The organism is Niastella vici (assembly GCF_002077945.1).
Classification (GTDB): domain Bacteria; phylum Bacteroidota; class Bacteroidia; order Chitinophagales; family Chitinophagaceae; genus Niastella; species Niastella vici.
In genome coordinates, this window is record NZ_LVYD01000113.1 from 1 (window position 1) to 24,274 (window position 24,274).

19 protein-coding genes are annotated in these 24,274 nt (G+C 43.7%); 8 read left to right on the top strand and 11 right to left on the bottom strand.

What is annotated here, in order from left to right; translation table 11 throughout:
• A partial coding sequence (locus tag A3860_RS36360) for a LamG-like jellyroll fold domain-containing protein (protein WP_143774441.1) occupies nt 1–3,045 on the top strand: 3,045 nt, incomplete at its 5' end.
• Between the two features lie 111 nt (nt 3,046–3,156).
• Here A3860_RS36360 and A3860_RS36365 read toward each other — a convergent pair.
• The 6 genes from A3860_RS36365 to A3860_RS36390 form a co-directional block, all read right to left on the bottom strand.
• Nucleotides 3,157–3,924 (bottom strand): hypothetical protein, encoded by a 768-nt coding sequence (locus A3860_RS36365; RefSeq protein WP_081155515.1) that lies wholly within the window; start codon nt 3,922–3,924, stop codon nt 3,157–3,159.
• A 142-nt stretch (nt 3,925–4,066) separates the two neighbouring features.
• Complete coding sequence (locus tag A3860_RS36370) at nt 4,067–5,560, bottom strand: hypothetical protein (RefSeq protein ID WP_081155516.1); 1,494 nt, start codon at nt 5,558–5,560, stop codon at nt 4,067–4,069.
• 64 nt (nt 5,561–5,624) lie between these two features.
• Nucleotides 5,625–8,765, bottom strand: a complete 3,141-nt coding sequence (locus tag A3860_RS36375; protein WP_081155517.1) for a TonB-dependent receptor — start codon at nt 8,763–8,765, stop codon at nt 5,625–5,627.
• Nucleotides 8,766–8,861: 96 nt separating this feature from the next.
• Nucleotides 8,862–9,845, bottom strand: a complete 984-nt coding sequence (locus A3860_RS36380; RefSeq protein ID WP_081155518.1) for a FecR family protein — start codon at nt 9,843–9,845, stop codon at nt 8,862–8,864.
• 78 nt (nt 9,846–9,923) lie between these two features.
• Nucleotides 9,924–10,550 (bottom strand): RNA polymerase sigma factor, encoded by a 627-nt coding sequence (locus A3860_RS36385; RefSeq protein ID WP_081155519.1) that lies wholly within the window; start codon nt 10,548–10,550, stop codon nt 9,924–9,926.
• A 25-nt stretch (nt 10,551–10,575) separates the two neighbouring features.
• On the bottom strand, nt 10,576–11,967 hold the full coding sequence (locus A3860_RS36390; RefSeq protein ID WP_081155520.1) for a S41 family peptidase: 1,392 nt from the start codon (nt 11,965–11,967) through the stop codon (nt 10,576–10,578).
• A gap of 291 nt (nt 11,968–12,258) precedes the next feature.
• Here A3860_RS36390 and A3860_RS36395 point away from each other — a divergent pair, with 291 nt between their 5' ends.
• The 6 genes from A3860_RS36395 to A3860_RS36420 all read left to right on the top strand — a co-directional run bounded on the left by A3860_RS36395 (nt 12,259) and on the right by A3860_RS36420 (nt 19,085).
• Complete coding sequence (locus tag A3860_RS36395) at nt 12,259–13,278, top strand: SDR family NAD(P)-dependent oxidoreductase (RefSeq protein WP_081155521.1); 1,020 nt, start codon at nt 12,259–12,261, stop codon at nt 13,276–13,278.
• Between the two features lie 4 nt (nt 13,279–13,282).
• Nucleotides 13,283–14,092, top strand: a complete 810-nt coding sequence (locus A3860_RS36400; protein WP_081155522.1) for a helix-turn-helix domain-containing protein — start codon at nt 13,283–13,285, stop codon at nt 14,090–14,092.
• A gap of 67 nt (nt 14,093–14,159) precedes the next feature.
• Nucleotides 14,160–14,729 (top strand): RNA polymerase sigma-70 factor, encoded by a 570-nt coding sequence (locus A3860_RS36405; protein ID WP_158085474.1) that lies wholly within the window; start codon nt 14,160–14,162, stop codon nt 14,727–14,729.
• A gap of 50 nt (nt 14,730–14,779) precedes the next feature.
• On the top strand, nt 14,780–15,757 hold the full coding sequence (locus A3860_RS36410) for a FecR family protein (RefSeq protein WP_081155524.1): 978 nt from the start codon (nt 14,780–14,782) through the stop codon (nt 15,755–15,757).
• Between the two features lie 6 nt (nt 15,758–15,763).
• Entirely contained in the window at nt 15,764–18,298 is a 2,535-nt protein-coding gene (locus tag A3860_RS36415; protein WP_081155525.1) for a TonB-dependent receptor, read from the top strand.
• Between the two features lie 85 nt (nt 18,299–18,383).
• Nucleotides 18,384–19,085: a hypothetical protein gene (locus A3860_RS36420; RefSeq protein ID WP_081155526.1), complete on the top strand. Its 702-nt coding sequence runs from the start codon at nt 18,384–18,386 to the stop codon at nt 19,083–19,085.
• Between the two features lie 70 nt (nt 19,086–19,155).
• Here A3860_RS36420 and A3860_RS36425 read toward each other — a convergent pair whose 3' ends face one another.
• A complete protein-coding gene (locus A3860_RS36425) occupies nt 19,156–19,875 on the bottom strand; it encodes a LytR/AlgR family response regulator transcription factor (protein ID WP_081155527.1) in 720 nt (239 codons plus the stop codon).
• Nucleotides 19,872–20,885, bottom strand: coding sequence for a sensor histidine kinase (locus A3860_RS36430; RefSeq protein WP_143774442.1), 1,014 nt, complete (start codon nt 20,883–20,885; stop codon nt 19,872–19,874). The genes A3860_RS36425 and A3860_RS36430 overlap by 4 nt, the downstream gene beginning before the upstream one ends.
• Nucleotides 20,886–21,067: 182 nt before the next feature.
• On the opposite strand from A3860_RS36430, the gene A3860_RS36435 reads away from it, so the two are divergent.
• A complete protein-coding gene (locus tag A3860_RS36435; RefSeq protein WP_081155529.1) occupies nt 21,068–21,568 on the top strand; it encodes a DoxX family protein in 501 nt (166 codons plus the stop codon).
• 12 nt (nt 21,569–21,580) lie between these two features.
• Here A3860_RS36435 and A3860_RS36440 read toward each other — a convergent pair whose 3' ends face one another.
• From A3860_RS36440 to A3860_RS36460, 3 genes are all read right to left on the bottom strand, one after another.
• Complete coding sequence (locus A3860_RS36440; protein WP_081155530.1) at nt 21,581–22,579, bottom strand: GlxA family transcriptional regulator; 999 nt, start codon at nt 22,577–22,579, stop codon at nt 21,581–21,583.
• 152 nt (nt 22,580–22,731) lie between these two features.
• Nucleotides 22,732–23,139 carry a hypothetical protein gene (locus tag A3860_RS36445; RefSeq protein ID WP_143774443.1) on the bottom strand — a complete coding sequence of 136 codons (408 nt, stop codon included), beginning with the start codon at nt 23,137–23,139 and terminating at the stop codon, nt 22,732–22,734.
• A 518-nt stretch (nt 23,140–23,657) separates the two neighbouring features.
• On the bottom strand, nt 23,658–24,188 hold the full coding sequence (locus A3860_RS36460; protein ID WP_081155534.1) for a DUF6036 family nucleotidyltransferase: 531 nt from the start codon (nt 24,186–24,188) through the stop codon (nt 23,658–23,660).
• Nucleotides 24,189–24,274: the final 86 nt, after the last annotated feature.

Below are 24,274 nucleotides of genomic sequence, written 5' to 3' on the forward strand. Positions count from 1 at the left end.
AATGCGCCGGCAAAAGTCTATTACCGGGATAATACGATGGCTGACTGGGTTGACTACAGCAACGGGTTGCCGCTGAATTTTGCCTGCAACCAGGGCGGAATTATTTTTTACCGCGATAGCAAGTTGCGCATTGCAGGCAACAGGGGCGTATGGGAATCGCCGTTATTCGGCGCCGGAACGCCCGTGGCCCAGCCCATGGCCGATCAGCAATTTATTTCCTGTATTCGGGATACTGTTTCCTTTATCGATTATTCGAATGTAAATTATGCAGGCGCCCAATGGAAATGGACATTTCCGGGCGCCTCGTATGTAAGCAGCACCACTGCAAGAGAACCGAAAGTGGTTTACCAGTTACCGGGGTCTTATACGGTATCGCTTGAGGTAACCGATGCAGCGGGCAATAAACATACCCGCACGGTTGACCAAATGATCACGTTTACCCGGGACAACTGTTCACCCGATACGGTTGCCGGCCAATGCCTGAAGATGGATGGCAGCTATAACTCAATTAATCTGGGTAAGGTAAATATCAACAGCAACAATTTTTCCATTTCCTGCTGGATAAAGCCCGATGGCCTGCAAAACGCGCTTACGCAATTGCTGGGACATGATGCTTATCCGGGTCCATCCTCCTGGTTTGGGCTTGGATTTGCATGGAAAGGCGGACCGTCCAATCTTGAACTGGCCTATACCGATAATTTAGTATCATGGGGTAATGAAAGCGGGCTGATACCAGATACCGCCACCTGGAACTTTGTGGTGCTTACCTATTCGCCAACAGGGGTAACCATCTATTTGAATGGGGTGCCTTCCAAGGTCAATAACGCACAAATGCCCGTTATAGACCTGTCGCAGTCGCCTTTTTACATAAGCAGGGATCTCCACGGGCAGGGCGCCGCTTATAAAGGAGCCATCGATGAGATCAAGTTTTACAATTATGCCTTAACCCAGAACGAGGTAAGAGAAAAGATGCATCTCATCCAAAGTAATGCGGCCACAGAGACAGGTTTGCTCAAATACTACCAGTTCAACAAGTATGATAGTGCCGCAGGGGTTGTACAGGATATAGCAAGCTCCTACCAGGCGCTGGTTCCCGCCAGCCTGTTCATTCCATCCACAGCGCCGGTTGCTACCGGCAAAGTGTTCCGGAAACCAAATGTGAATTCGGGCGGACAGCATAGTTTTACCGGCACAGGCATCGATCTGTTCCTGAAGAATGGCGCTACCTATCCTAATGGCGAAGTAGTGGCGTTTCAGCTCAATTCGCCGCCCGACAAAAAACCTGACAGCCTTTCTTTGATACCCCGTTCCGGCTATTTCATTATAAATAATTACGGTAGTAATACCACCTTTACTGCACCCGACAGCATCCGGTTTAACGGCCGTGATATTGATGCCGCTCACGGTACAGCAGATTTTAATTTATACAGGCGTTCTTCCGGAGCATGGGGCGATTCATGGGGTCCGCAAATCAGCCGGTCAACCGGTTTTAATTATATGTCAGGCAACAGCACCATCACTTTCGGCACTGGTAATAATGTAACCGGTTTTGGCCAGTTCGCACTGTCGGCACTTGCTGTGAAAGCGGATACGGTTGCAGGCAAGTGCCTGAAAATGGATGGCAGCCTGACCCCTATTAGACTGGGTAAAGTAAATATCAACAGCAATAATTTTTCCATCTCCTGCTGGATAAAGCCGGATGGCCTGCAAGAAGCACTTTCGCAGATCATAGGCTGGAATCCAAATCCGTCGTTGGGCAAGGGGTTCGGGCTTGGTTTTATATTTGATGTAAATCAAGGGTATGCACCCAATCTTCAGTTGTGCTACACCGATACTATTGTAGGATGGGGCAATACCAGCGGGTTAATCGCAGACACCGCGACCTGGAACTTTGTGGTGCTTACTTATTCGCCTTCAGGGGTTAAAATTTACCTGAACGGCGTACCCGCCACTGTTAATAACGGCCCTATGCCTGTTTTAAACCTGTCGCAGGATCCCTTTTATGTAAACCTGGATATTCACTGGCAGGATGCTGCCTACAAGGGAGCCATTGATGAGATCAAATTTTATAACTATGCTTTAAGTCAGAACGAGGTAAGGGAAAAGATGCACCTTATACAAAGCAATGCGGCGGCTGAAACCGGCTTGCTGAAATATTTCCAGTTCAACCAATACAACGCGGCTACCGGCACGGTGCCCGATCTCATGAGTGACTTTAAAGCCACCATTCCGGGTAGTGCATTTATCACAACCTCCACGGCGCCGGTTGCCACAGGGAGCGTTTTCCGCAAATCAAATGTAAATGCCGGCGGCAAGCATAGCTTCACAGGTACAGGTATCGATATCTTCCTGAAGAATAATGCTACCTATCCCAATGGCGAGGTAGTGGCGTTTCAGCTCAATTCGCCGCCCGACACGAAGCCTAATTCGTTGCCATTGGTGCCGGGATCGCATTACTTCATTATTAATAATTATGGCAGTAACAAAACCTTTACGGTGCCTGATAGCATCCGGTTCAGTGGTTTGAATATTGCGAGCTCCAATTTTAAGGCAACCGATTTTAAGATCTACAAACGGGCTTCCTGCGCATGGGGATCTACGTGGAGTACAGACGTTCGGCAGGCAGCACGCTTTGCCTTTTCCGCCGGAAACAGTTCTATTACTTTTAATAACCAAAGCAACGTGACCAGTTTTGGTCAGTTCGCTATATCGGCGCCGTCAGCGGCCCGGGTAGATTTGGCTGTTACACCCCCGGTAAATGCCGGGCAGCCCGGCGATGCAATTACTAACGTTGAATTCTATCCCAATCCAAATAAAGGATGGGGCTACCTGAATATTACTTCACCCCATGATAACGCGCATGTTAACCTATACCTGCAGGATATGAATGGGAATACCGTATATCAGGCTTCGGAGCAAATAAACAGCAGCAACAAAAGCACGTTTATGTTAAATTTCAGTGCACTAACATCAGGCACTTATCTTTTGCAGATCCGTTTCAACACCGGGGAACTGATAACTAAAAAAGTGACAATCATTAAATAACCGGTTTTTCACAGCCGTTTATTAAGCAGGAAGTTGCAGAGAATTTATATTTTTCTGCCTCTTCCTGCTTTAATGTTTTCAAGGGTTAAAGTTTAATTTTTAACGCGCCGTTTAATTCACTTTTTGAAGCGTTGCCGGATAGGTTAATTTATAATTGCCGGCATTTTCAGAAATAGTAATGGTAACTAACGCATAAGAGCCCCCAACGTACACGGTGCTGGTACCGAAATTATATAACCGGAAGAAATAATTGGTGGTATTATCTTTCAAATACGCGCCAGTGGCCGGATCTATCATCCGATAATACAGATCGAGGCCTTTTTTCAAAGTAAATGCCTGCGAATAGTTATTTATTGTAAGCGGAACCACTGGAAAACTATCCCTGGCGGTTTTGGGAGCGCCATTGAATAAACGGATATTATACGCGTTCAGCGGTTTGGTAATGGTTGTTACTGTTGATACATACTTAATGCGCACCCGTACAGAATCTGACGGAACTGAAAGAATGCTTTTATCCCAGAAGCCTTTTATTTGAAGCAGTTCACTGCAAATAACATCGAGGCTTATTTTATTGTTTTTGGGGAAAGTGAGCATGGTGTCGGCAACAAGATTATCGGCAGTGTGCGCAGAATCTGCTTTATAGATAGTTAAATGTCCGCTTGCGCCGGCAGTAAGCAGGTTGAGGTCGATACTTTTTCCAGGGCTGATGGTTCCCGCTTTTGTTCCGTCCATGAACACATCCATACCTGCTACCGACAATGCGGAGTTATTGATATTGATACCGCCATAATAATGCTCCGGCGCATAATCGCCCTTACGGCATGAAAAAATGGCTATTAAACTCATCAACGATACAGCTATAATAATGTTTCCTTTCATAATAGTTTGTATTTGCCGGGTTAAGTGGGGCTTTATATATAAAGAGTGGCTCTCCCCCATAGTTGAGGGAAAGCCGCTCTTCTGCCTTTATAAATAAAGAAATACTGTTTGGTTGTTAGTTGATAGTGATTAATTAAAATTATTAATACCTGGTCCAGTTATAGCATCCGTTAACGATGGTCCAGTCTTCACGGCCAGGGAAAGCACCAGCACCAGCCTGGTCAGCATCAGTGAACGAACCAGCCATAAAGTTGAGTGCACCTACAGAGCTGCGGTTAAACGGATCTTCCAGACCAAGTACACCCGGGTCAGCATCAACCATGCCGGTGTTGCCATCGGTAATAGCTTTGTTATAGAAAGCAGCATCCAGACTAAAGCCACTTCCTGTTGCTGAGATACCATTGCCTTCTACATCATACGCTGCCAGGTGAGGGGCAGCCGCAGTTGCAGAAGTGCCAAATGCGTGCACAAATGTGTTGGTAACTGAAGAAGTGCCGGCTAAATATTTGCCCTTGGTATTGCCCAGTGCAGTGTCTATAGAAAGCCCATAGTTGAAGCCCAGGAAAATACCATTTTGAATATCAAATTCGGCGCCTCTGCGCAGGTGTGCGGCACGGCCATAACGACCGGTACCAGAACTTGCATTACCATTTGGTGGAATGGTAATTTGTTCAGATGCCAATGTTGCATTGGGTAAACCAATAATGGTAATGTGGTTGTAATGTGCGTGCGTATTAGGTGTAGCACCTGTACCGGTAGCGTTGTTATCGCTTTCCAAACCATTTGACTGACTTACATCAGGACGGGTAACATCTGACATACCTAATGCATACGAAATTGTACCAGCGTAACCATTATCAGTATCAAACATATCATCCAATCCATCAACAGAGATAATATGAGAAGGACTTACAGTTCCACCGAAAAACTCGAATGAATCGTCGTTGGCTTTAAATACTTCTACATAATCGATCGTTGTGCCATCGCCAACACCGCCAAAGGTAAGACCATTGATCTCGTTGTTGGGGCTCAGTACATAGCCGCCGTACTCTATGCGTACGAACTTCATTGTGCCAGAATTATCATGCGCATCCGGAGCATCTGAACCATACAGCACATCAATACCGGGATACAACGTATTGTTGATACCTTCAATGGAAGCAGGATAGTTATTGGTAGGCGCTTTACCCAGTAAGACAATACCCGACCAGTCACCAGACTGAGGATTGTTGTCATAACGATAAGATGTAAATACGATCGGGCAGCTTGAAGTACCTACCGCCTGAATTTTTGATCCACGGGTTATAACAAGACCACCACCGGCAACTGAACCATCGGCGGTACCGGGAAGGCCCAGAATGCGTGTACCCGGGTCGATAGTAAGTGTGTGATTACCTGTTACAAACACCAGTCCGCTTAATTTGTAAACAACGGTGTTGCTGAGGTGAAGATCGGTTGTGATCTGTCCGGAAATTGTACTATCGGAGGTCGCTACTACAGAACAACCGCAATCTTCTGCGATACCAGCGTTCAGACTATGATCATTTTTTGGATTTACGCCTGATTTTTTACAAGCTGCCATTCCTCCGGCCAATGATATTGTTACCACAGCCATAAGGATCTTTCTCTTAATCATAATGTTTGATTTGAATTTGGTTTAATGGGAATCTCATTTCTTTACTTATATCGGCATTTGGTTCTTATTTGAATGTATAACTGAGTGTAACGCTGTAGGTACGTCCGGGCGCCACTTTATAATTAACCAGGTCTTTACCGGACTGGTACTGCGCTTCCTTTTTGGAAGGATCTTTTTTGCTTGATAACAGGTCATCATCATTATCATTAAACCTGTTCTGGTATATTACAGAATAACTATTGAGCAAATTGGCCAGGTTGATCTTCACTTCGGCCTGCCTGTGCAGGAAGTGTACGGCCAACTGCGCATCCAATGATTTTAACGGCTGTTCGTATAACGACTCGTTCTGGTGACCCGGGCCGGCGGGGCGGAACATCCGGTTGGTAACGCTGTTATAGACCAGGCTGAGTGAAACCAGTTTGCTGTTGTAATAAAAACCGGCATTGTACATATAATTGCTGGCGCCGCTTTGCGGTCTTTTTTCAGTACGGTAGATGGTTTCCGTTATGATCAGGCGATTAGGATTGTCGGGATCGGTCGTTGCATCTGCAGCCATTTGCCGTACCCGGGCATCGAGGTAAGTAAAGTTGCCATATAAAGTAATATTGCGTAAAACAGGCAGTCCGGTAAACGCAAATGATTTACGGGCTTCCAGCTCAATACCGTAGTTTTTGGCGTCTTTGTCGTTCATCAACTGGTAATCGGCATTCCCATACATCTGGTAAATGGCCATGGGATACCTGAGTTTTTTGTAAAACAGCGATGCTGACAAAATATCACCGGCCGCCGGAAACCATTCATAACGGAGATCATAATGATCAATAAGGGTAGAATGCACCAGGTTACCATGGTATGCGCCGCCCAGCTCATAATCGTACTGCGCAAAATTTACCAGTTCACGCAAATCGGGACGGATAATTGATTTAACATACGAAAGACGCAGGTTCATCTGGCTGGTAAGGTGGTAGGTAAGGTTTACCGAAGGAAACAGGTTCAGGCTTTTTTCCCGGTTGCGGAGCGCGGAAAAATCCATTCCCGGATTTCTTGACTGCAGGGAATCTATTTGGTTATTGACCTTGTTCAGGTCATAATACTCTGCCCGAACACCCCACACCAGCCGCCAGTGAATGCCCCATTTATTGTCGAGCATGGCATATACCGCATGCAGGCTGGCCGTTTTATGGTACGCATCAAAAAACCTGCGTTGAAAATCGAAAGAGGCATTGTATTCATCGGTATAAATACTGCGCAGGGGAACTAAGTAAGTAACCCCATTGAAATTGGTATTGGCAACATCATTACCAAAAAGTGTGTAAAAGAGGCGATCTTTACTCCAGCCGCTATAACCACCTTTAAAGATCTGGCTGTTTTGCTTTATCAGGAATGGCACGCTCACCGAAGCGTCCCATGAATAATTTTTTTCAAGCGCGCGGGTCCAGAACCGGGTACCTGCACCCGTTAGATTCACATCATTCTTCATATTGGAATCTACAATAGCCGTGTGGATCATAAAATGATTGTCGGGCCGCAGCCTGTTCATATACAAATAACTTCCTGTTGCATTCAACTTTACGCCCTTGTGGCCAATTGACCGTTCAACAACCAGCTGGTTTTGCAGCATTGTTGTTTGGTAAGTGACATCGTTCGCCCCCCAGTTCCCGTCCTGGTTTGAACCATGGTCAACCAGCAGCAGTTGCTGATCGAGCGTACGTAAATACAGGCTGCTTGCCTTCACCCGGGTGTTCTTATTGCGAAAACCCACGCCCACAAGGCCCGAAATATTGGTAGTAAACCCATACCGCTTGCCACTGGCCCCAGCCAGCGGCTCCGGGTCGCCCAGCCAACCGTCTCTGCCGGTATTAATATCCTGTGTTTGCAAGGTATTCCGGTAATTGGCCAGGGCTATAATACCCAGCTTTTGATCGCTGTTGGGCAGCTTGAACACCCTGCCCACCGACAACTGGTAGTTCTGTGCGGGCTGTGCGTTAAAGGAAGTAATACCCCAGTTATTGCTTATAAGAGTATGATTCTTATTATTCGCATCGTAATAATCAAAAATCTCTTTAGGGCTTTTCCAATCGAGGGTACCAAAGAGGGTACGGCTTTTTGACAACTTACCGGCATATTCGCGTCCTTCAAGGGGTAGCGATAAAAAAGTCTTGTTGGTTGTTTTATCATTATAACTGGTGCCGGCGCTCAGGCTCAAAAAGTTTTGCGTGGGCACGTCGATGGTGTTTACCTCTACAATACCGCCGCCAAACTCGGCACTGCGATCGGGTGTAAGAGTTTTGGTCACCGTTATATTTTCAACAATGGTAGCCGGCACAATATCGAAGCTGAAATTCTTCCGGTTCAATTCGGTACTGGGCATTACCTGTCCGTCGAGTACGGCCTGGTTGTACCGTTCGCTCAATCCACGTACCACCAGGTATCTGTTGTCCACGGTAGCTACCCCACTCACCCGTTTCATGATCTCGCCTACGTTTTTATCGGGCGTGCGGGAAATTTGTTCTGCCGAAATACCGTTTGTCATGGCTGCACTGTTTTGCTGGCGTGTATATAATGCAGCTACGCCTTCTTTGCGGGCCGTAGCGGTTACCGTAACCTGTTTAAGATTGGCACCTTCGCGGGTGAGGGTCAAATTCAGTGTAAATACCTCCTCCTTTCCTAATTCGATACCGGTGATCTTTTTTGCCAGGTAGCCAACAGAAGTGATGGCTGCCTGGTAAACCCCTGCAGGAACTTTTAGTGAAAAACTACCTTCTATATCGGTTATTACAGAGCTGTTGTTTAATTGTACGGTGGCGCCCGATACCGCTTCGCCACTTTCCTGGTCAATTATTTTTCCGCTAACAACAACGTTTCCTTTTTGCAACGGGGTTGTTGTGGCGGCGTGGGTTTTGGCCATGATCACTACCGTTCCATTCACCTCTTTATATTCAAGTGGAGAATTTTTAAGCGCCTGTTGCAATACTTCCTGTAAAGAAGCATTGACAAAGTCATGGGCAGGCGCCATTTTTTGTGTTACCTGGTTTTCATCGAAAGCAATGGTAACGCCAGTTTGTCCTTCTATGGCTTTTAACCGTACATTAAGGGGTTCTTTTTTAAATGTTGCAGTCAGCTTCTTCTGCAACACCTGGGCCCCCAGTTGTGCACAGATCAATGATAGCAATCCGGAAAAAATAAATAAGCGTAGTTTCATCATAATTAGAATATACAGGTTGGTTAATTGTTAGTGCCAGGGCATACCATTACCATGCTCTTTTTCAAGAACCCTTTTTTCGTTCACGCTTAGAGCTGATTAATAAATAATGATCCGGTTGTTTACACGGTGATAACTGGTTTTATATAATGTACATAATACAGTCAGCATTTGTTCCAGTGAAGCATTTTCCGGAAAACCTGCTGAAAAAGATGTTTGTAAAATACGTTGGTTATTGCTTATCAGTTGTACGCCGAACCTGAGTTGCAGCCGCAACGCCAGCTCCTTAAAACTGGCCCCATTGAGCACAAAACGGTTGTTCCACCAGCCCAGGTTTTGTTCGGTGACCAGCTGACTTACATAAAAGTGATGCCTGCTAAAAAAGGTCAGCTGCCGGTTATGCACCAGCGTATCGAGCACACTGCCCGAAGCCGATACCTGTACACTTCCATGGCTTACCAGTACCTGTATGCCAGCCAGCTGGCGATAAGCCTGGATGTTGAAAGCGGTACCCAGCACCCTGGCCTGTAGCGAATCTACATGCACTATAAAGGGTCGTGCCGCATTTTTGGCTACTTCAAAATAAGCCTCGCCCTCATCAAGCCAAACTTCCCGGGTGGCAGCCCTGCGAAAATCGGCCAATGACAACGACAGCTTGCTGCCATTGTTCAGCCAAACTATTGTACCATCGGGCAGGGTTAGCTTTTTACGGGTACGCGGGGCGGTAGAAAATACCTGACGTGCCGGCAACTTCCGGTTATGGGCCGCGGGTACCATCATCGTGCGAATTATACCAAAACCCGCTACTACCAATACCACTGCTGCGGCCATATAAGGAAGATATTTTCTTATATATAAGAACTTTGATCCTGACCGCTGTTGCAATTTATTTAACGGCAAATTCAGTTGGGCCGACAGGTTTTCCAATGTTTCGGCTTTTGCCCGGTCAAGGCTTTTTTGCGTGATCCATTCCGGCGTAGGCTGCCTGCCGGTTTCTTCATACCAGGTGTCTGCTACCGTAGTTTCGGATACGGTAGCTTTCCCATCCAGGTAATTATTGAATATGCGTTTAATAAATTCCATACTTCCTTTGCGTTCATATATAATACAGCACTAAAGCAGCATTTGTCCCGAAGAAGTATATTACCAGAATGTTAAGGATCAAATGCTTAAAAATGAGAGCGCAAATAATATAAAGGCATTCTGCGCAGGAGAAGACACCGGAGCATCGGCATAATATTTATCTATACAGGCCCTGATGCGCGCCAGGGCCAGGGAGGTGAGGTTACGCACTGTTTTTTCAGACAGTTCCAGTTGCGTGGCAATTTCGGGGTTGGAATATCCCTGGCGTTCACTCAGCTGCATCACTTTTTTCATTGTGGGGGGCATGGCTTCTATTTCTTCATAAATAACTTTGAACAGCTCTTTCGAGATCACCTCTTCGAGTACGTGGGTTTGCTGCAGGCCCAATAGCTGTTGAAATACATGATAAGATATTTCTTTTTGCCGGTCCTGGGCAATAGCGTCAAAAATGCGATAGCGCAGTAAAGTGTACAAATATGCTTTCAGCGAGCCTTCCTCATTGGTACTGATGGCATGACGCCGTACCCATAGGGAAGCCATTATTTCCTGCACAATGTCTTTTGTGCTGGCAGCATGCCCCAGCCGCTTGCCGGCTGCTATATACAATTCTTCCCAGTAACGGTGAAACAGCGACGCAAAAGCCTGTTCATCATTATCCTGCATTCGTTCAAGCAATTCTTTGTCGGAAGTGGATATTGAAAGCATAAATAATTTATTATTCTTTGCAATACTAACGTAAGCTGTTTATGACGGCACCAGCCGGGGCCTGTGCATTAGCTGATTGATAGATCGTTCGGATGTGTACGGGTGTATGCGACATACGCAAATTGGTAAAGGTAACCGGCAGGGTACTGCCATATATTAATTGAAGCGCCTGTTTTACAAGTGGATCCAAAGGGGTACCTGCATCTGCCAATGGCAATTCGGCCATCTCATCTACCATATACGTGGGCGTTAATCCGGCAGCATAATTGCCTTCATTGGCCCGGTTGAATAACTTATAGGCAATAGGCTCAAGCGTCCAGAAAACCCGGCGTGGCGAACGCGTATCGGTTATTACAAAGCCAGCCTCATCTTTACCTGTGGTCGTTTGTCCAATTTGTATTACGGTCAGGTAAGGTTTAAGGGCGTTGACCACCAGTTCTGCTGCCGAAGCCGTGGCCGCAGTAGTTAAAATAAAGACCCGGCGCAACGCTAACTGCCTGCTTTGTAAATCGGCATACTGCTTCCCGTAAACATTTCCTGAGGTGTTAAGCACCTGCTGCAGACTGCGTACCTGCCTGCCTTCGTACCGGTTTCCACTCAATATAACATAGGTATCAGCAGCTCCCATTGTAGTGGCCACCATACCGGCCAGCTTGGCACTACTTGCCACACTGCCACCGGCATTGTAGCGCAGATCAAGGATCAGTTCTGAAGCGCCCGCCCCTTTTAATTTATCAAATGCCCCCAGCAAACTGTTATCATAACGCTCATCAAATGAACTGTAATAGATATAACCGGTAGTTTTACCGTTTGCAGTAAATGAACGGGTATAAGTGATCACATTCTCCGTATTAAAGATTGCAGGTACAGTAACAGCAGTATCTGCCTTCCAGGAACCGTTATCGTACCTGGCAGTTGTAAGCCTGCAACTGGCGCCCGATCTTAGTTGCTGGTTTACGGCATCCAGGTTACTATGATTAACGATCATGCCATTTACCTGCATAAAATAACTGCCCCGTTGTAAACCGGCCCTGTCTGCGCCCCCATTTTTGTTTACAAAGGTAATTACACCAATATAATTATCATACCCCGGCACCTGGGCAAAGGCATAATGAAAGCCGTAGGTAAACCAGGAGTTGGAAGGCTGGGGAATAGAAGTTCCATTGCTGATCCAGGAAAAACGATCGTGTGAAGACCTGATACTGTTGAAAAATGCATCCGGCGTTTTCGAATAATCCGGATCGTTGGGTATGTCGCTTGTCCAGTAAGAATATCGTTGCATGCTGTCCAGGATCCATTGGTTTATTAAACCAATGGAATCGGTAGGTATATATTTTGAGATGGCATCCTTTTTTCTGCAGTTCGTAAGGGTCCCCACTATTATCAGCAGCAATAATCCGCTAAAACAGGGTTTCATTGTATTAGCTTTTCAACAAATGTTGATCATTCCGGCCGATTTATCCCACATTTACAAATGAAGTTTACATTAAATGACGTTTTAGCTGATGTAACGCAACCAACAAATAATTTTTTTATTGAATAGCTTTAAGACATTAACTATAAACAATATTCGAACCAGTACGATAGTTCCCTGAACCGGGGCCATCATCCATTTCAGGAATTGACTTTCTAAACAAAGTAATCTGACTTTCTAAACAAAACAGGTTGCTGATGCACGCTGTAATTTTGTCTTATAAAATCAAAAACAATGGAACGCAAAGACAACTACAATGGCGCATTACAACAACCCATTCAATCGGGATTTAACGCCACCTCAACAACACATGATGTAATAAAAGGAATTGATCTCACCGGTAAAACAGCCATCGTAACCGGTGGTTATGCAGGTATAGGCCTTGAGACCGTAAAAACTTTTGTGGCTGCAGGCGCCAAAGTCATTGTGCCCGCCCGTGATATACAGAAAGCCACCAGCAGTTTAAGGGCTGTGCCTTCTGTGACCATTGAAAAAATGGACCTCATGGACCCTGAATCAATTGACCGGTTTGCACAAGAATTCCTTGCAGCCAATAACACGCTTCACCTGTTGGTGAACAATGCCGGCATTATGTGGGTACCCCTGCAACGTGACAAACGCGGTTATGAGTCGCAACTTACCACCAATCATTTAGGGCATTTTCAGCTAACGGCCCGTTTGTGGCCGGCGTTAAAAAACGCCCAAAGCGCACGGGTGATCAATGTATCATCCTATGGCCACCAGATGGCCCCATTTAATTTTGATGATCCCCATTTTACCAACAGGGCCTATGAAACTTTACAGGGTTATGGGCAATCCAAAACAGCCAATAATCTTTTTACCGTAGAATTCGACCACCGGGGAAAAGCATATGGGGTGCGTGCTTTTTCGGTTCATCCGGGATCGGTTAATGGAACAGACCTCGGCCGGGTAGCCCCCATGGCATTGTTTCAACAAATGGGTACGCACGATGAAAACGGAAATCTAAAACCGTCTGTAGCAGCCAAACTCAAGACTGTTGAGCAGGGCGCCGCAACTTCCGTGTGGTGTGCTACCAGCCCGCAATTGAATGGTATTGGAGGGGTTTATTGCGAGAATGTAGATGTGGCCGAACTGGATGAAGGGAACATTGAACACAATTATGATGAACCGCTCTCCTTGCGGGGCGTAAAACCATATTCCCTGGATAGGGAGAATGCAAAGAAATTGTGGGTGCTAAGTGAACAGCTCACATTTTGTAAATTTGCAATCTGACACTATGGAGTTTGAAACAAAATATATTGCCCCCGAGATAAAACTTTCTGAATACAACGGAAAGTTATTTAAAACAGAAGTGATGTTTGAACATCACCTGTTGGTGTGGTTTATTTCCGGTGAAACCAAAATTATTCAGGCACACACTACCAATGTTTTTACCGCAGGCGATATATTTCTCATTCCGGGGAATCAACTGGCCACCGTTATCAACTATCCCAAAAACGGATTGCCACACAAGGCGGTGGCCATGCATCTTACCCCGGAAAAATTAAAAGAATATTATTCAAAATATAAAGCGGCAGTAAGGGCGCGACCGCTTCAAAAAGTATATCGTTTTTCAAAACATCCGTTGCTGGAAAGTTGTCTGGCCTCGCTGATCCCTTATTTTGATCTGGGCCGCAACCTTCCCCCTGATATAGCCAATATAAAAATTGAAGAAGCTATTAGCATCTTACGGTCAATTGATCAAAGCGTGGATGGCCTGTTAGCCAATTTTGAAGAACCCGGCAAAATTGACCTTTCCGAATTTATGGAGCGCCACTTTATGTTCAATATGCCGTTGGATAAATTCAGCTATCTTACCGGTCGCAGTCTCGCTACCTTCAGAAGGGATTTTAAAAAAATATATAATACGACGCCACAAAAATGGCTCACTGAAAAAAGGCTGCAGCTGGCGCATTACCAAATTGCGCAAAAACAGCGGAAGCCCAATGATGTATATATTGAAACCGGCTTTGAGAACCTCTCCCATTTTTCATTTGCATTTAAAAAACATTTTGGTTATCCTCCCAATGCCATCCCTGGCCAATAATGATAAGCGGTTCAAACAAATTGCCCGGTCTTTCGTTTTTTAGCTGCGTATAAACAAAACCTTTCTTGTGAATCAGGACGATCTTTACGGGCAGTTCAAACAATTATTCCGCACGTTGTATGATCCGCTGGGCAGGTATGCCTATTCGCTTGTGCAGGACCATGATGTGGCCGAGGATACAGTACAGGAAGTATTCATACGTATCTGGGAAAAGCACCAGGACGTTATTCAATCGCCACAGGTGCGGCCTTATTTGTACAGGGCCGTAAGAAATGCCTGCTTCAACCACCTCGGTGCAAAAAAACGAATGCCGGTCTTCAGTCTTTCCGATGCCGAGCTGGAAGATGAAGATCTTATTCCCTGGACAGTATCAGAAGAACTTGATGATTCCACCATACCCAATTACAGGGAGTTGTTGAAAAAAGGCATAGAGCAGTTACCTGAAAAATGCCGGGAAGTTTTTCAGTTGAGCAGAACCGGAAACCTCAGCAACCAGGAAATTGCCGATAACCTGGGTATCAGCATTAAAACCGTCAATAACCAAACCTGGAAGGCCATGAAACTGCTGAAAGCATTTGTGCAAAAGGCCAAAAGCTGGCTGTGGCCATTCATCACCTATTTTTTTACCAGATTATGATCATTACAATAGGAGTTTTTTAAAATTCCCTGTACTATTAATATCGAGTTATGATTCAAATACCCGAACATATATTATTACTGATCGAAAAACAATTGAAAGACCAGCCCAGCGAAGCGGAAACGGAACAATTGCAACAATGGCGTTCAGCCAACCCGGCGCATGAAACCGTTTTCCGCCAACTGGAAAAAATATGGCAGGAATCGGGGATCATATTACAGGAACCTGCATATGATGCAGAAAGGGCCTGGGATAAAGTAGACCTGCGTCTTGATCAGGGAAAAAAGAAAGGCGCCATTCGCCTCCTCACCAGGCTGGCTGTAGCCGCCTGTATTGCCGGCATTCTTTTCATCGGTGGTTGGATGCTATTTCATAATGAAACGCCTGCCCTGCGATTGGTACAGGCCGCACAAATAAATACACCGGTTACCCTGCCCGATGGTTCGCAGGTGGTATTGCGCAAAGGGGCCACGCTTTCTTTTCCGGAAAAATTTACCGGTAACGAACGCGCCGTTTCACTCACCGGCGAAGCCTGGTTCAATGTGCAGCACGACAAAGCGCATCCATTTCGCATACAAACCTCCAGGGCTATCTTCGAAGACCTGGGTACTTCATTTACCATCAGCACAAATGATGAGCAGGATGAACTGGTGGTAACCTCAGGAAAAGTGTTGTTCACCAATAAAGCGGCAACCACTGAAAAGCAAGTCGTTTATCCCAACCAGACCAGCGTATTAAATGCAAAAGGTTTTGAAACCAAAGCGCTGAACAATCCCAATTTCCTTTCGTGGAAAACGGGCCAGCTCACATTTGATAATACGCCCATTGATCTGGTAACCATTGCCCTGAGGGATCACTATAAAGTATTTATTCAACCAGACAGCGGGTTGATGAAATTGCCGGTAACGCCTACCATTACAGCAAAATTCAATCAGCAGCCGGTTGAGGCCGTGTTGGAAGAAATTAAACTGCTTGCCAATATAAGTTATCGCAAACAAAACGACACCATTATATTATTTAAACAGTAGAACGGGATGCAGCGTGTAATACTGGTTGTTGTTTGTACCCTGTTGTTTACAGGCAGTATGGCACAGCAACGGTTATTAAGAACAAAATTTAATTGCAAAGCATCGGCCGGCACGGCTTCCGGGCTGCTGCATGAACTGGTTACGTATTGCGGAATAAATATTGAATATTCCCCATCAAGCCTCGACAATTCGCAACAGATCGCCTTAACCGCAGGCGAAACAACCATTGGTGCGGTACTGAATAAAATATTAAAAGCACAACGGGTTGCTGTTATTGAGCGAAATGACAAGATCATCATTGCCGCCGCCACTACCCCATTGCCACCAGGCGCCCTGTTACCGCATGTTGTTTTATTTGGTTTTGTTCAGCAGGAAGGCAGCCTGGAACCATTGCCATTTGCTTCGGTGCGGGAAGTATCAGGCAGCGCCGGTTGCGAATCAAATATAGCCGGCTTTTATACAATGAATATGCCGGCCGGGTTACACCGCTTCGAAGTGTCGTTCACCGGTTTTACTACCCGCATCATAGAAGCAGACATTCAACAAGACACCCGGTTTAATTTGATCCTCTCCCCTGCGGTTCTACCCGAAGTACAGGTAAGCACGGGGAATATCCTGAAAGGGGATGCTGGCAACAACCTCGACAAGGAACAAACCGGAATGTACAGCAATATGCTGGGTGAAACGGATCCCGTACGCGCTGTTTACCTGCTACCCGGTAATACAGAAAGCCAGGAAACCGGTGGCCAGCTAATAGTACGTGGGGGTGAACCGGGCCAAAGCCTTTTTTTGCTGGATGGCAATCCTGTATTTAACCCGGCGCACTTACTGGGTGAAATTTCCATTGTAAATAATACCAGTATAAAATCAGTAAAGCAATATAAAAATGATTTCCCCAGCCGTTTCAGCAGCGGCATTTCCGCCATTACCGCCATTCACACCAAAGATGGCAATATGGAACGCTGGACCGGCGAAGCGGAGGCTGGGTTTAGCTCAGTAGCCCTTACGTTCGAAGGGCCAGTAACCGAAAAGCGTACTGCCCTGATGGTTTCGGGCCGAAGCAGTTTGGGCGATGCCGCCAATAAAGATCTGTTAGCCTATGATGCCCTGTTTAACGACCTGCATTTGAAGCTGACCAGTCAACTCAATAAAAACAACAAGCTATCGATCAGCGGCTATACCGGTAATGACCGCCTGCAGCAAACTGACGACAATTCCGACTATTTGCAAACATGGCGCAATGGGTTGTTTACAGTAAACTGGGACCTCGTAACCGGAAAGCGTTCCTTCATAAACACCGCATTTAACATAAGCAGCTTTGACAATTATGTGGCATTGAAATACAACATGACCGATCCCGGTACCCTTCCGCTGTATGGGACCACGGTCTTCAATAACTATGCTTCGGGCCGGCGTTATGAAGCAAAAACAACCTTTGAAATAACTGCTGATCCCGGTTTGAAATTCCTTTTTGGTGGAAATTATGAGCATGTTGATATAATGCCCTATACCACCCTGGTTACGACGGGTTTTGTAGAAGATAGATCATTGTATACCCCCCTGCCAGTGCTGCCGGTCGATAATTTCTCGATGTGGTATGAAAATTCGCTCCGTATTGGCAATAACCTCCTCTTACGACCAGGTGTACATGTGAACGCCTATACAGGCAAGGCCTATAATAACCAGTCGGTTCAACCCCGGTTTTTCGCCAGCTACCGGCTTAATAACCAACAGCAGCTTAGTATTGCGTATTCGCATATGGGTCAGGTGTTGCATCAGGTTACCAGTCCCTACCCGGGCATTAACCGCGAGATCTGGTTACCCGCCAACAGCCAGTTTCAACCGGCCCTGAGCAAAATGATCAATTTCGGTTATCAATATAAAAACAGCCGTATCGTTAATTTGTCGCTCGATATTTATTACAAGACCATTGAACACGTGGTGAATTTTTCAGAGACGACCAATGTGCTTTTTTACAATGCGGCCATAGAGAAAAAACTCATTGAAGGCAAAGGATCGGGTTACGGCGCAGAACTGGTAATGGAGCGGAAATTCAAAAAATGGAAAACACTGTTGTCCTATACACTGTCGTGGAGCTGGCGGCAATTCGATAGTGTACAAAATGGAGCCAAGCAACCTTACCGGTACGACCGGCGGCATAACAGTAACTGGTTGATCAGCTATCAGCCGGATGCCCGGTTCGAAATCAGTGTGCTCTGGCATTTTCATACCGGCGACTGGATAACCATTCCCGCTCTTGTTCCATCGAACCCCGAGGAAAACATGAATAAAAGCACGTCAACATTTACACCTTACCGCGGCCATGTATTTAACCGGGTAAATATAAACGCTACCTGTTATTTTAAACCCTGGAAGATCTTTACCCACAAGCTGAATGCCGGCGTTCATATTATGGACCATCCTTCAGACGCCTATACAACCCGGTTTTCGACGCCTAACAATACTGATTATAATATTGACCTGTTTCCCGACCAGCTGTTCAAATACAGTTGGTATATAGCTTATAATATAAGTTTCTAATAGGTTTGAAAATATTTTGTATTTTTTTTTGTTCCCGATAGGAATTTTTGAAAAAGCCAGGTTGTACAGGTATAAACAATAAAACATGACAACAAGAAACCTGGTGCTGATAGTTTTCTCATTAGTAATTTTTAATGCCTGTAGCAAAAACAACAATTCAGACAATTCACCCAACAACCCCGGCGGCAATCCAACTAACAATAATTCAAAACCATTATTGATAGATGACCTGGTGTTATATACCAGCGATGGCGCTCACCGCGATGTAAAAATGATCAAAGATTTTGTAACCCGCAATTTCCCCGAATATGTGAACAGGTTCTATTATGACCAGAAAACCGTCACTGATCATTTCATCAGCACAAAACTTGAATTCATTGACAACAATAAAGTAAAGTTAAAGGACACGGTTATGGAGATCATCAGTAAAACCGATACGGAAATGCTGCTGTCGCCCATGGATTCAACCAATATGCCAGGCAAGGAAGGCGAGCTCTTTGGCCATTGCATGTTATTGCATAACCAGGTGCCCCAATATAATCCCTATTCTATTTGTAATAAGGCCGGCGGCAATTGCAAAAAATACCGCAAGGTTTATCCCATCAAAATTTCAAATGGAGAATATTATTTGCCGATCCTGAATTATGCGGTGGTAAGTAACTGTAATATTTTTTATTATAATTCAGCCCCTATGCCCAATTATTTGAACAAGGATCTTACGAATGGTTTGCTGCGCGATAAAGACTCCGTAATAGTGCAGGTAGCACGGTTGCAGGTGGGAAAGTAATAAGGGGATGGTCAGCATCCTGTTGTACCGACAGCTTTATAGGTCGCTTCAGCAATGAGGCGGCCTTTTGTCAACGTTTTATCATTTTGTCTTTTACAATTTCTGCGACGACTTTTTCCCGCAAACTTTGGCTGATCGTGATCTTTTCATTTCCGATGTCCAAAATGTTGCCCTCTATGCTTTTTATTTTTGTTTTATTCACAATGAATGATTTATGCACCTTAATGAAGATATCGGCAGGCAATTGTTCTTCCAGATTTTTAATGGTAACATAGACCATCATTTTTTTCGAATGGGTGTAGAGCATCACATAATTCAACATCGCCTCGGCGTACAATAAATCATGATAAAACACTTTCTCAATTTGATTATTGCATTTTATGAAAAAATGGTCGTTATGGCTATCGGGCAGGGAGTGCAGTTTTTTTCTTAATAAACTTATTTCTTTTGCTTTGTTACAGGCTTTCAAAAACCTGTCAAAGGCAATTGGTTTTATTAAATAATCCAACACATCCAGCCCAAAAGCTTCCACGGCATATTCTGCATAAGCAGTCGTCATAATAATACTGGCCGTGGTTTTTGAATTTTTCAGGAAATCAATCCCATTTATTTTGGGCATATTAATATCTAAAAAAACAAGGTCAATATCATTGTCATTGAGCAGCGTTATTGCTTTCAACGGATTTTCTGCCTGTCCTGCCAATTCCAGATAATTTATCTCTTCAATAAATTCCTGTAATATTTTCCTTGCTATTGGCTCATCATCTATAATGATACATTTTAATTTCATGACAAGTCTACAATTAAATTTGTTTCATAAAAATCAGGCTCATTATTCACACTAAATTTGTGCTTTTGAGCGTACAATAGTTCTAATCTTCTCTTTAAATTAGTTATGCCAATACCATTCGAATTTGTAGTGACTGCATTTTGCTGCATCTCTTTTGTATTGATAAAAAAACAATGCAGCATATTACCTTTTGTTAAGATCGTGATGTTAATTTTGTTTTCCCGGTCGGAAAAATTGCTAACAAATTTGAATGCATTTTCAACAAGAACAACCAGCAGAAGAGGCGCAATTTTCAACCCTTTTTCAATATTCTTTGCCTCAAAATTCACAATCAATTTTTCATCTTTCCGCAACCTTTGAAAAGCTATATAATTTTCAAGGTAGCGTATTTCCTTTTCTAAATCCACTTTGTCTGCCCCGCACTCATATAGCTGGTACCTCAATAGTTCGGCAAATTGTAATAGTATATTCCGGGCAGCCTGGTTGCTTTTATCAATATGGCCGTAAATGGTGTTTAGTGAGTTAAGAAGTGCATGGGGATTGATCTGTGCCTTTAAATAATCTAATTCACTTTTTACCTGCTCTTTTTCCAATATTTCCAATCGTTGTTGGGTTTGCACCCTGTCAATTAATATTTTTACCATTGTGATCAGCAATACCCAAAGAGAGATATTAATTACGGAATTTAAAAACAATGTGCTGAAACCGGTTGGCGTTACATGAAAATAATGCAGGTTCATTGTTTCCGCTACCAAGGCTCTAAGCCCGGCTGAAGCGACAATAATTATTATCGTAGCTGATACAAAAAAGGCATATTTCTTTTTTAATAAAAACTGAGGAACAATGAAAATATTGATCACATAAAAATCCAGCGTAATGAAAATAAGATAGCAGAATTCTATCGTCATTGTTTTAGTTATCGAAAACGAATAACTGCGAAAAATAAGCACCCACAAAAGATAAATGCCTGCCCAAAAAAGGAAATGGTATGATAATGCTCTTTTTTTCAATTCCTTTTGTTTTCTCAAAGATAATAACGTTATATGAGTTTTGAATTTTATTACATGATGCCGGTAAGATCCTTGATAAAAGAGGGTTTAATCAAGAAAAAGCCATGGGTCCTGTAAATAGTTTTTAATACAGCCTTGCCCTACTGATGTTTGTGCAATCATTTTAATTAAAACAAAATGCAATGAAAAAAATTATCAATTGGTTGCTCAATCCGCCTGTTACCGGACAATCTACTATTTTAATCCTGCGTCTAATGGCGGGAGGAGTCTTCTTTTGGGAGGGTATTCTGAAATTTGTTTATGCAAATCAAGGTGTTGGCAGGTTTACAAAATTAGGATTTGCGTTCCCTGAGACTACCGCACATTTTATAGCTATCGGAGAAATTATCGGCGGTTTGTTGCTCATTGTTGGCTTATTTACAAGAATAACAGCTTTTTATTTTATTGTACAGATGATTGTTGCAGTGATTAGTACAAAAATTGATTTATATCTTGGTACAAGCCCATTGCCGTTGCCCCCGGCTCCACCAAAAATGGGTATTTGGGCCGTGTTGCATGAAATACGTTCAGACTATGCACAATTACTTATTTGTCTTTTTTTATTAATTGAAGGTGCAGGAAGAAGGTCGTTTGACTTTATCATTTCTACATCAAAAAAGGTGTATAGCCTGGGTGAGAACTAGGTTGGTCATACCTTAAACAACCTTTAAACTGTTCTCCTTGTTATACCTTGCTCTGTATTCAAGTGGCGACATGCCGGTGAGCTTTTTAAAAACCTCACGAAACGCTTTTGCGTCTGTATAGCCTACTTCATACATGACTTCATTGATGGTTTTGAGCGTTGTTTCAAAAGCCTTCTTTGCGGCTTCAATTTTTACCCGCTGTGCATATTCAATGGGTGTATTGCCAGTAGCCTTAATAAACCTTCGGTCAAAGTTTCGCCTCCCTACAGAAAACCTGGAAGACAGATGTCCGGTGGATACTTTTTCATCCAGTTTGCTTTCAATATAGGTTTGTGCTTTTTTCACCATTTCATCGCCATGCTGTTTCTGCCCGGTAAATATGGTGAAGGGGGACTGACTATTTCGATCCATTTCAATCTGACACATTTTGGAACAGTAAATAGCTGTTTGCCTGTTATAATACTTTTCTACCAGGTAGATCAGCAGGTTTAGAAAGGAATAAGCACCGCCATTAGTATATATACCATTTTCATCCGTGATCAATTGATCGGCCTGTAATTTCACTTCAGGAAACATAGCCTGGAAGGTATCTGCGTGCACCCAATGAGTGGAGCAATTTTTACCATTTAGCAATCCAGATGAGGCAAGCATAAATGCACCGGAGCACATAGTGGCTATCTGAGCACCTCTCTTGTATTGCTGCGTAATCCACTTTAACAGCAATTGATCTTCTTTTATTGTTTTCGTATCATGATAAGCCACCGGCGGAATAATTATCAGATTGGTTTTCTCTATAGCCGAAATATTGATTTGCGGCTTCACTGTAAACATACTATCATAGATCTCCGTCTTCTTTGAAACGCCTGCCGATTCGATCCGAAACAATTCTTTCTTCCCGCTTTGCTTCCAGTAATTATTCGCTGTTGCAAATACTTCAATTGCACTGGCAATACAAGTTACGGTGGCTAAGGTGCCTTTTCCTGCAGGAACAATTATGGTAATGTGTTTCATTGCGTTGGTTTGTAACAACAAAGTTAATTAAACACCATGTCCAAATCAACCCGCTACAAAGTCCATTTTGCCCCTTATCAATTAAGGAGCTGAACTTTAGTTTTTGGAATATTTATCAAAGGCCCAGGGACGGTATTTTAGATGTTTATTAATTACTCACTTATCATTTTGTCATACGGCACGCCGTTCTTCGAACCGGTTTTCATAGTTCCAAAATCGTTTTCCACGGTGATCTCACAATCAGCGTTATCAGTCACAGTTAACATGTTGTCGAACCGGGTAATAATTGGCAGTAGCTTATCCTTGTTGCTATCATCTCCCCCATAAGCTGGCCCGCTTCCGGCAGAATAAACCGTAAATATCAACCCTGTTTTTACATCTTTAAAGGTATATCCAAAGCCCTCATAAGAAATTTCGGTTGGCTTACCATATAAATTCCAGATCCTGGAAAGGAAATCGCCAATAGGCGCCTGAACATATGCAATGTTCCTATTCATGATTAATGAGGTTCCGGCTGCATATTTATCATCGATCCGTTGAAAACTATTTTTTACTTCCATTATCTGATCTTTGTTATTTTTTGCGGATAATCTTTTTGAGTGACAATTGGTGAAGCATCCAATCAGGGATACTATTAACATCGTTCTGGTCAGGGTTTTCATATGGTTCGTCCGTATTTGCATCTGCATGTCGCTAATGACGTTTCACCGCTGGGTTCTGAAGGTCTGCCTTTTGTCTTTGATAACTTTGAACTATCAGGGGTATACAGCAACTTTGCCGACTTCGGAAAAAATACCTGGACGAAAACCAAGGTAGTCTATCAACAACACCAACGGCCTCAACCCCAGGCTGTCATTACGTTCAGGCAATAAAAAATTTTATCCTCATTATAGCAATGAATCTGTTGAGTTTGATTCAGTTTTAGAATCCGGTGCTTTATGATCCACTTTTTTTTGAGCCGCGTTCCAAAACTGAAATAAGGAAGCATTATCTTCCATAAATTGTTTGAGTCTTTCTCCAGGAGATTTTGAGAGCCATATCTTTAACTGTATCTCTTTTATATGTTGTGGGGTATCGTTCATGCGCCTAATAAATCAAATGATTTCAAATTTAGCTTATTAATCCATTTTTTTATATACGGCCAGTCAAGTTGCTCAATAGCAGAAAGGTTTTTGATATCCTCCATTTGTTGTGGCGATTGAAAATCCTGTATCCATATGAGCTTTGATATAAGTAAATCTTCCGGCGAAACCACATATATGGTTTTATCAAAAAAATCCACTTTTTTTCTTCTGTTAAATTCTTCCTGCCTAAAAGCTTGATCTTTTAAAACTACAAAATCTGCTTTAAAGCCAGATGCATGATCAATGATATTGAACATGCTTCGTCTTTTTACCGCATCCTCTATGGCATCTTTGTCACAATAATAACCATCCTGAAAGTGTTGAATAAAACGGTCAATATTTTTTTGTTCAAGATGAATAATAAAATCAAAATCCCTTGTTGCTCTGGGAACGATGTAAATACTCATTGCTACGCTGCCAGAAAGCATATAAGGTATATTCGATTCGTTGAGCACATCAGTTATCTTTTGAAAAAATGCTACCATAAAGAAGACAAGTTACATCAAGTCTCTCTTTTAGGCAAAAAACATTACTTAATGAATTAATTATCAATAACCAGGCAGAATTCTGC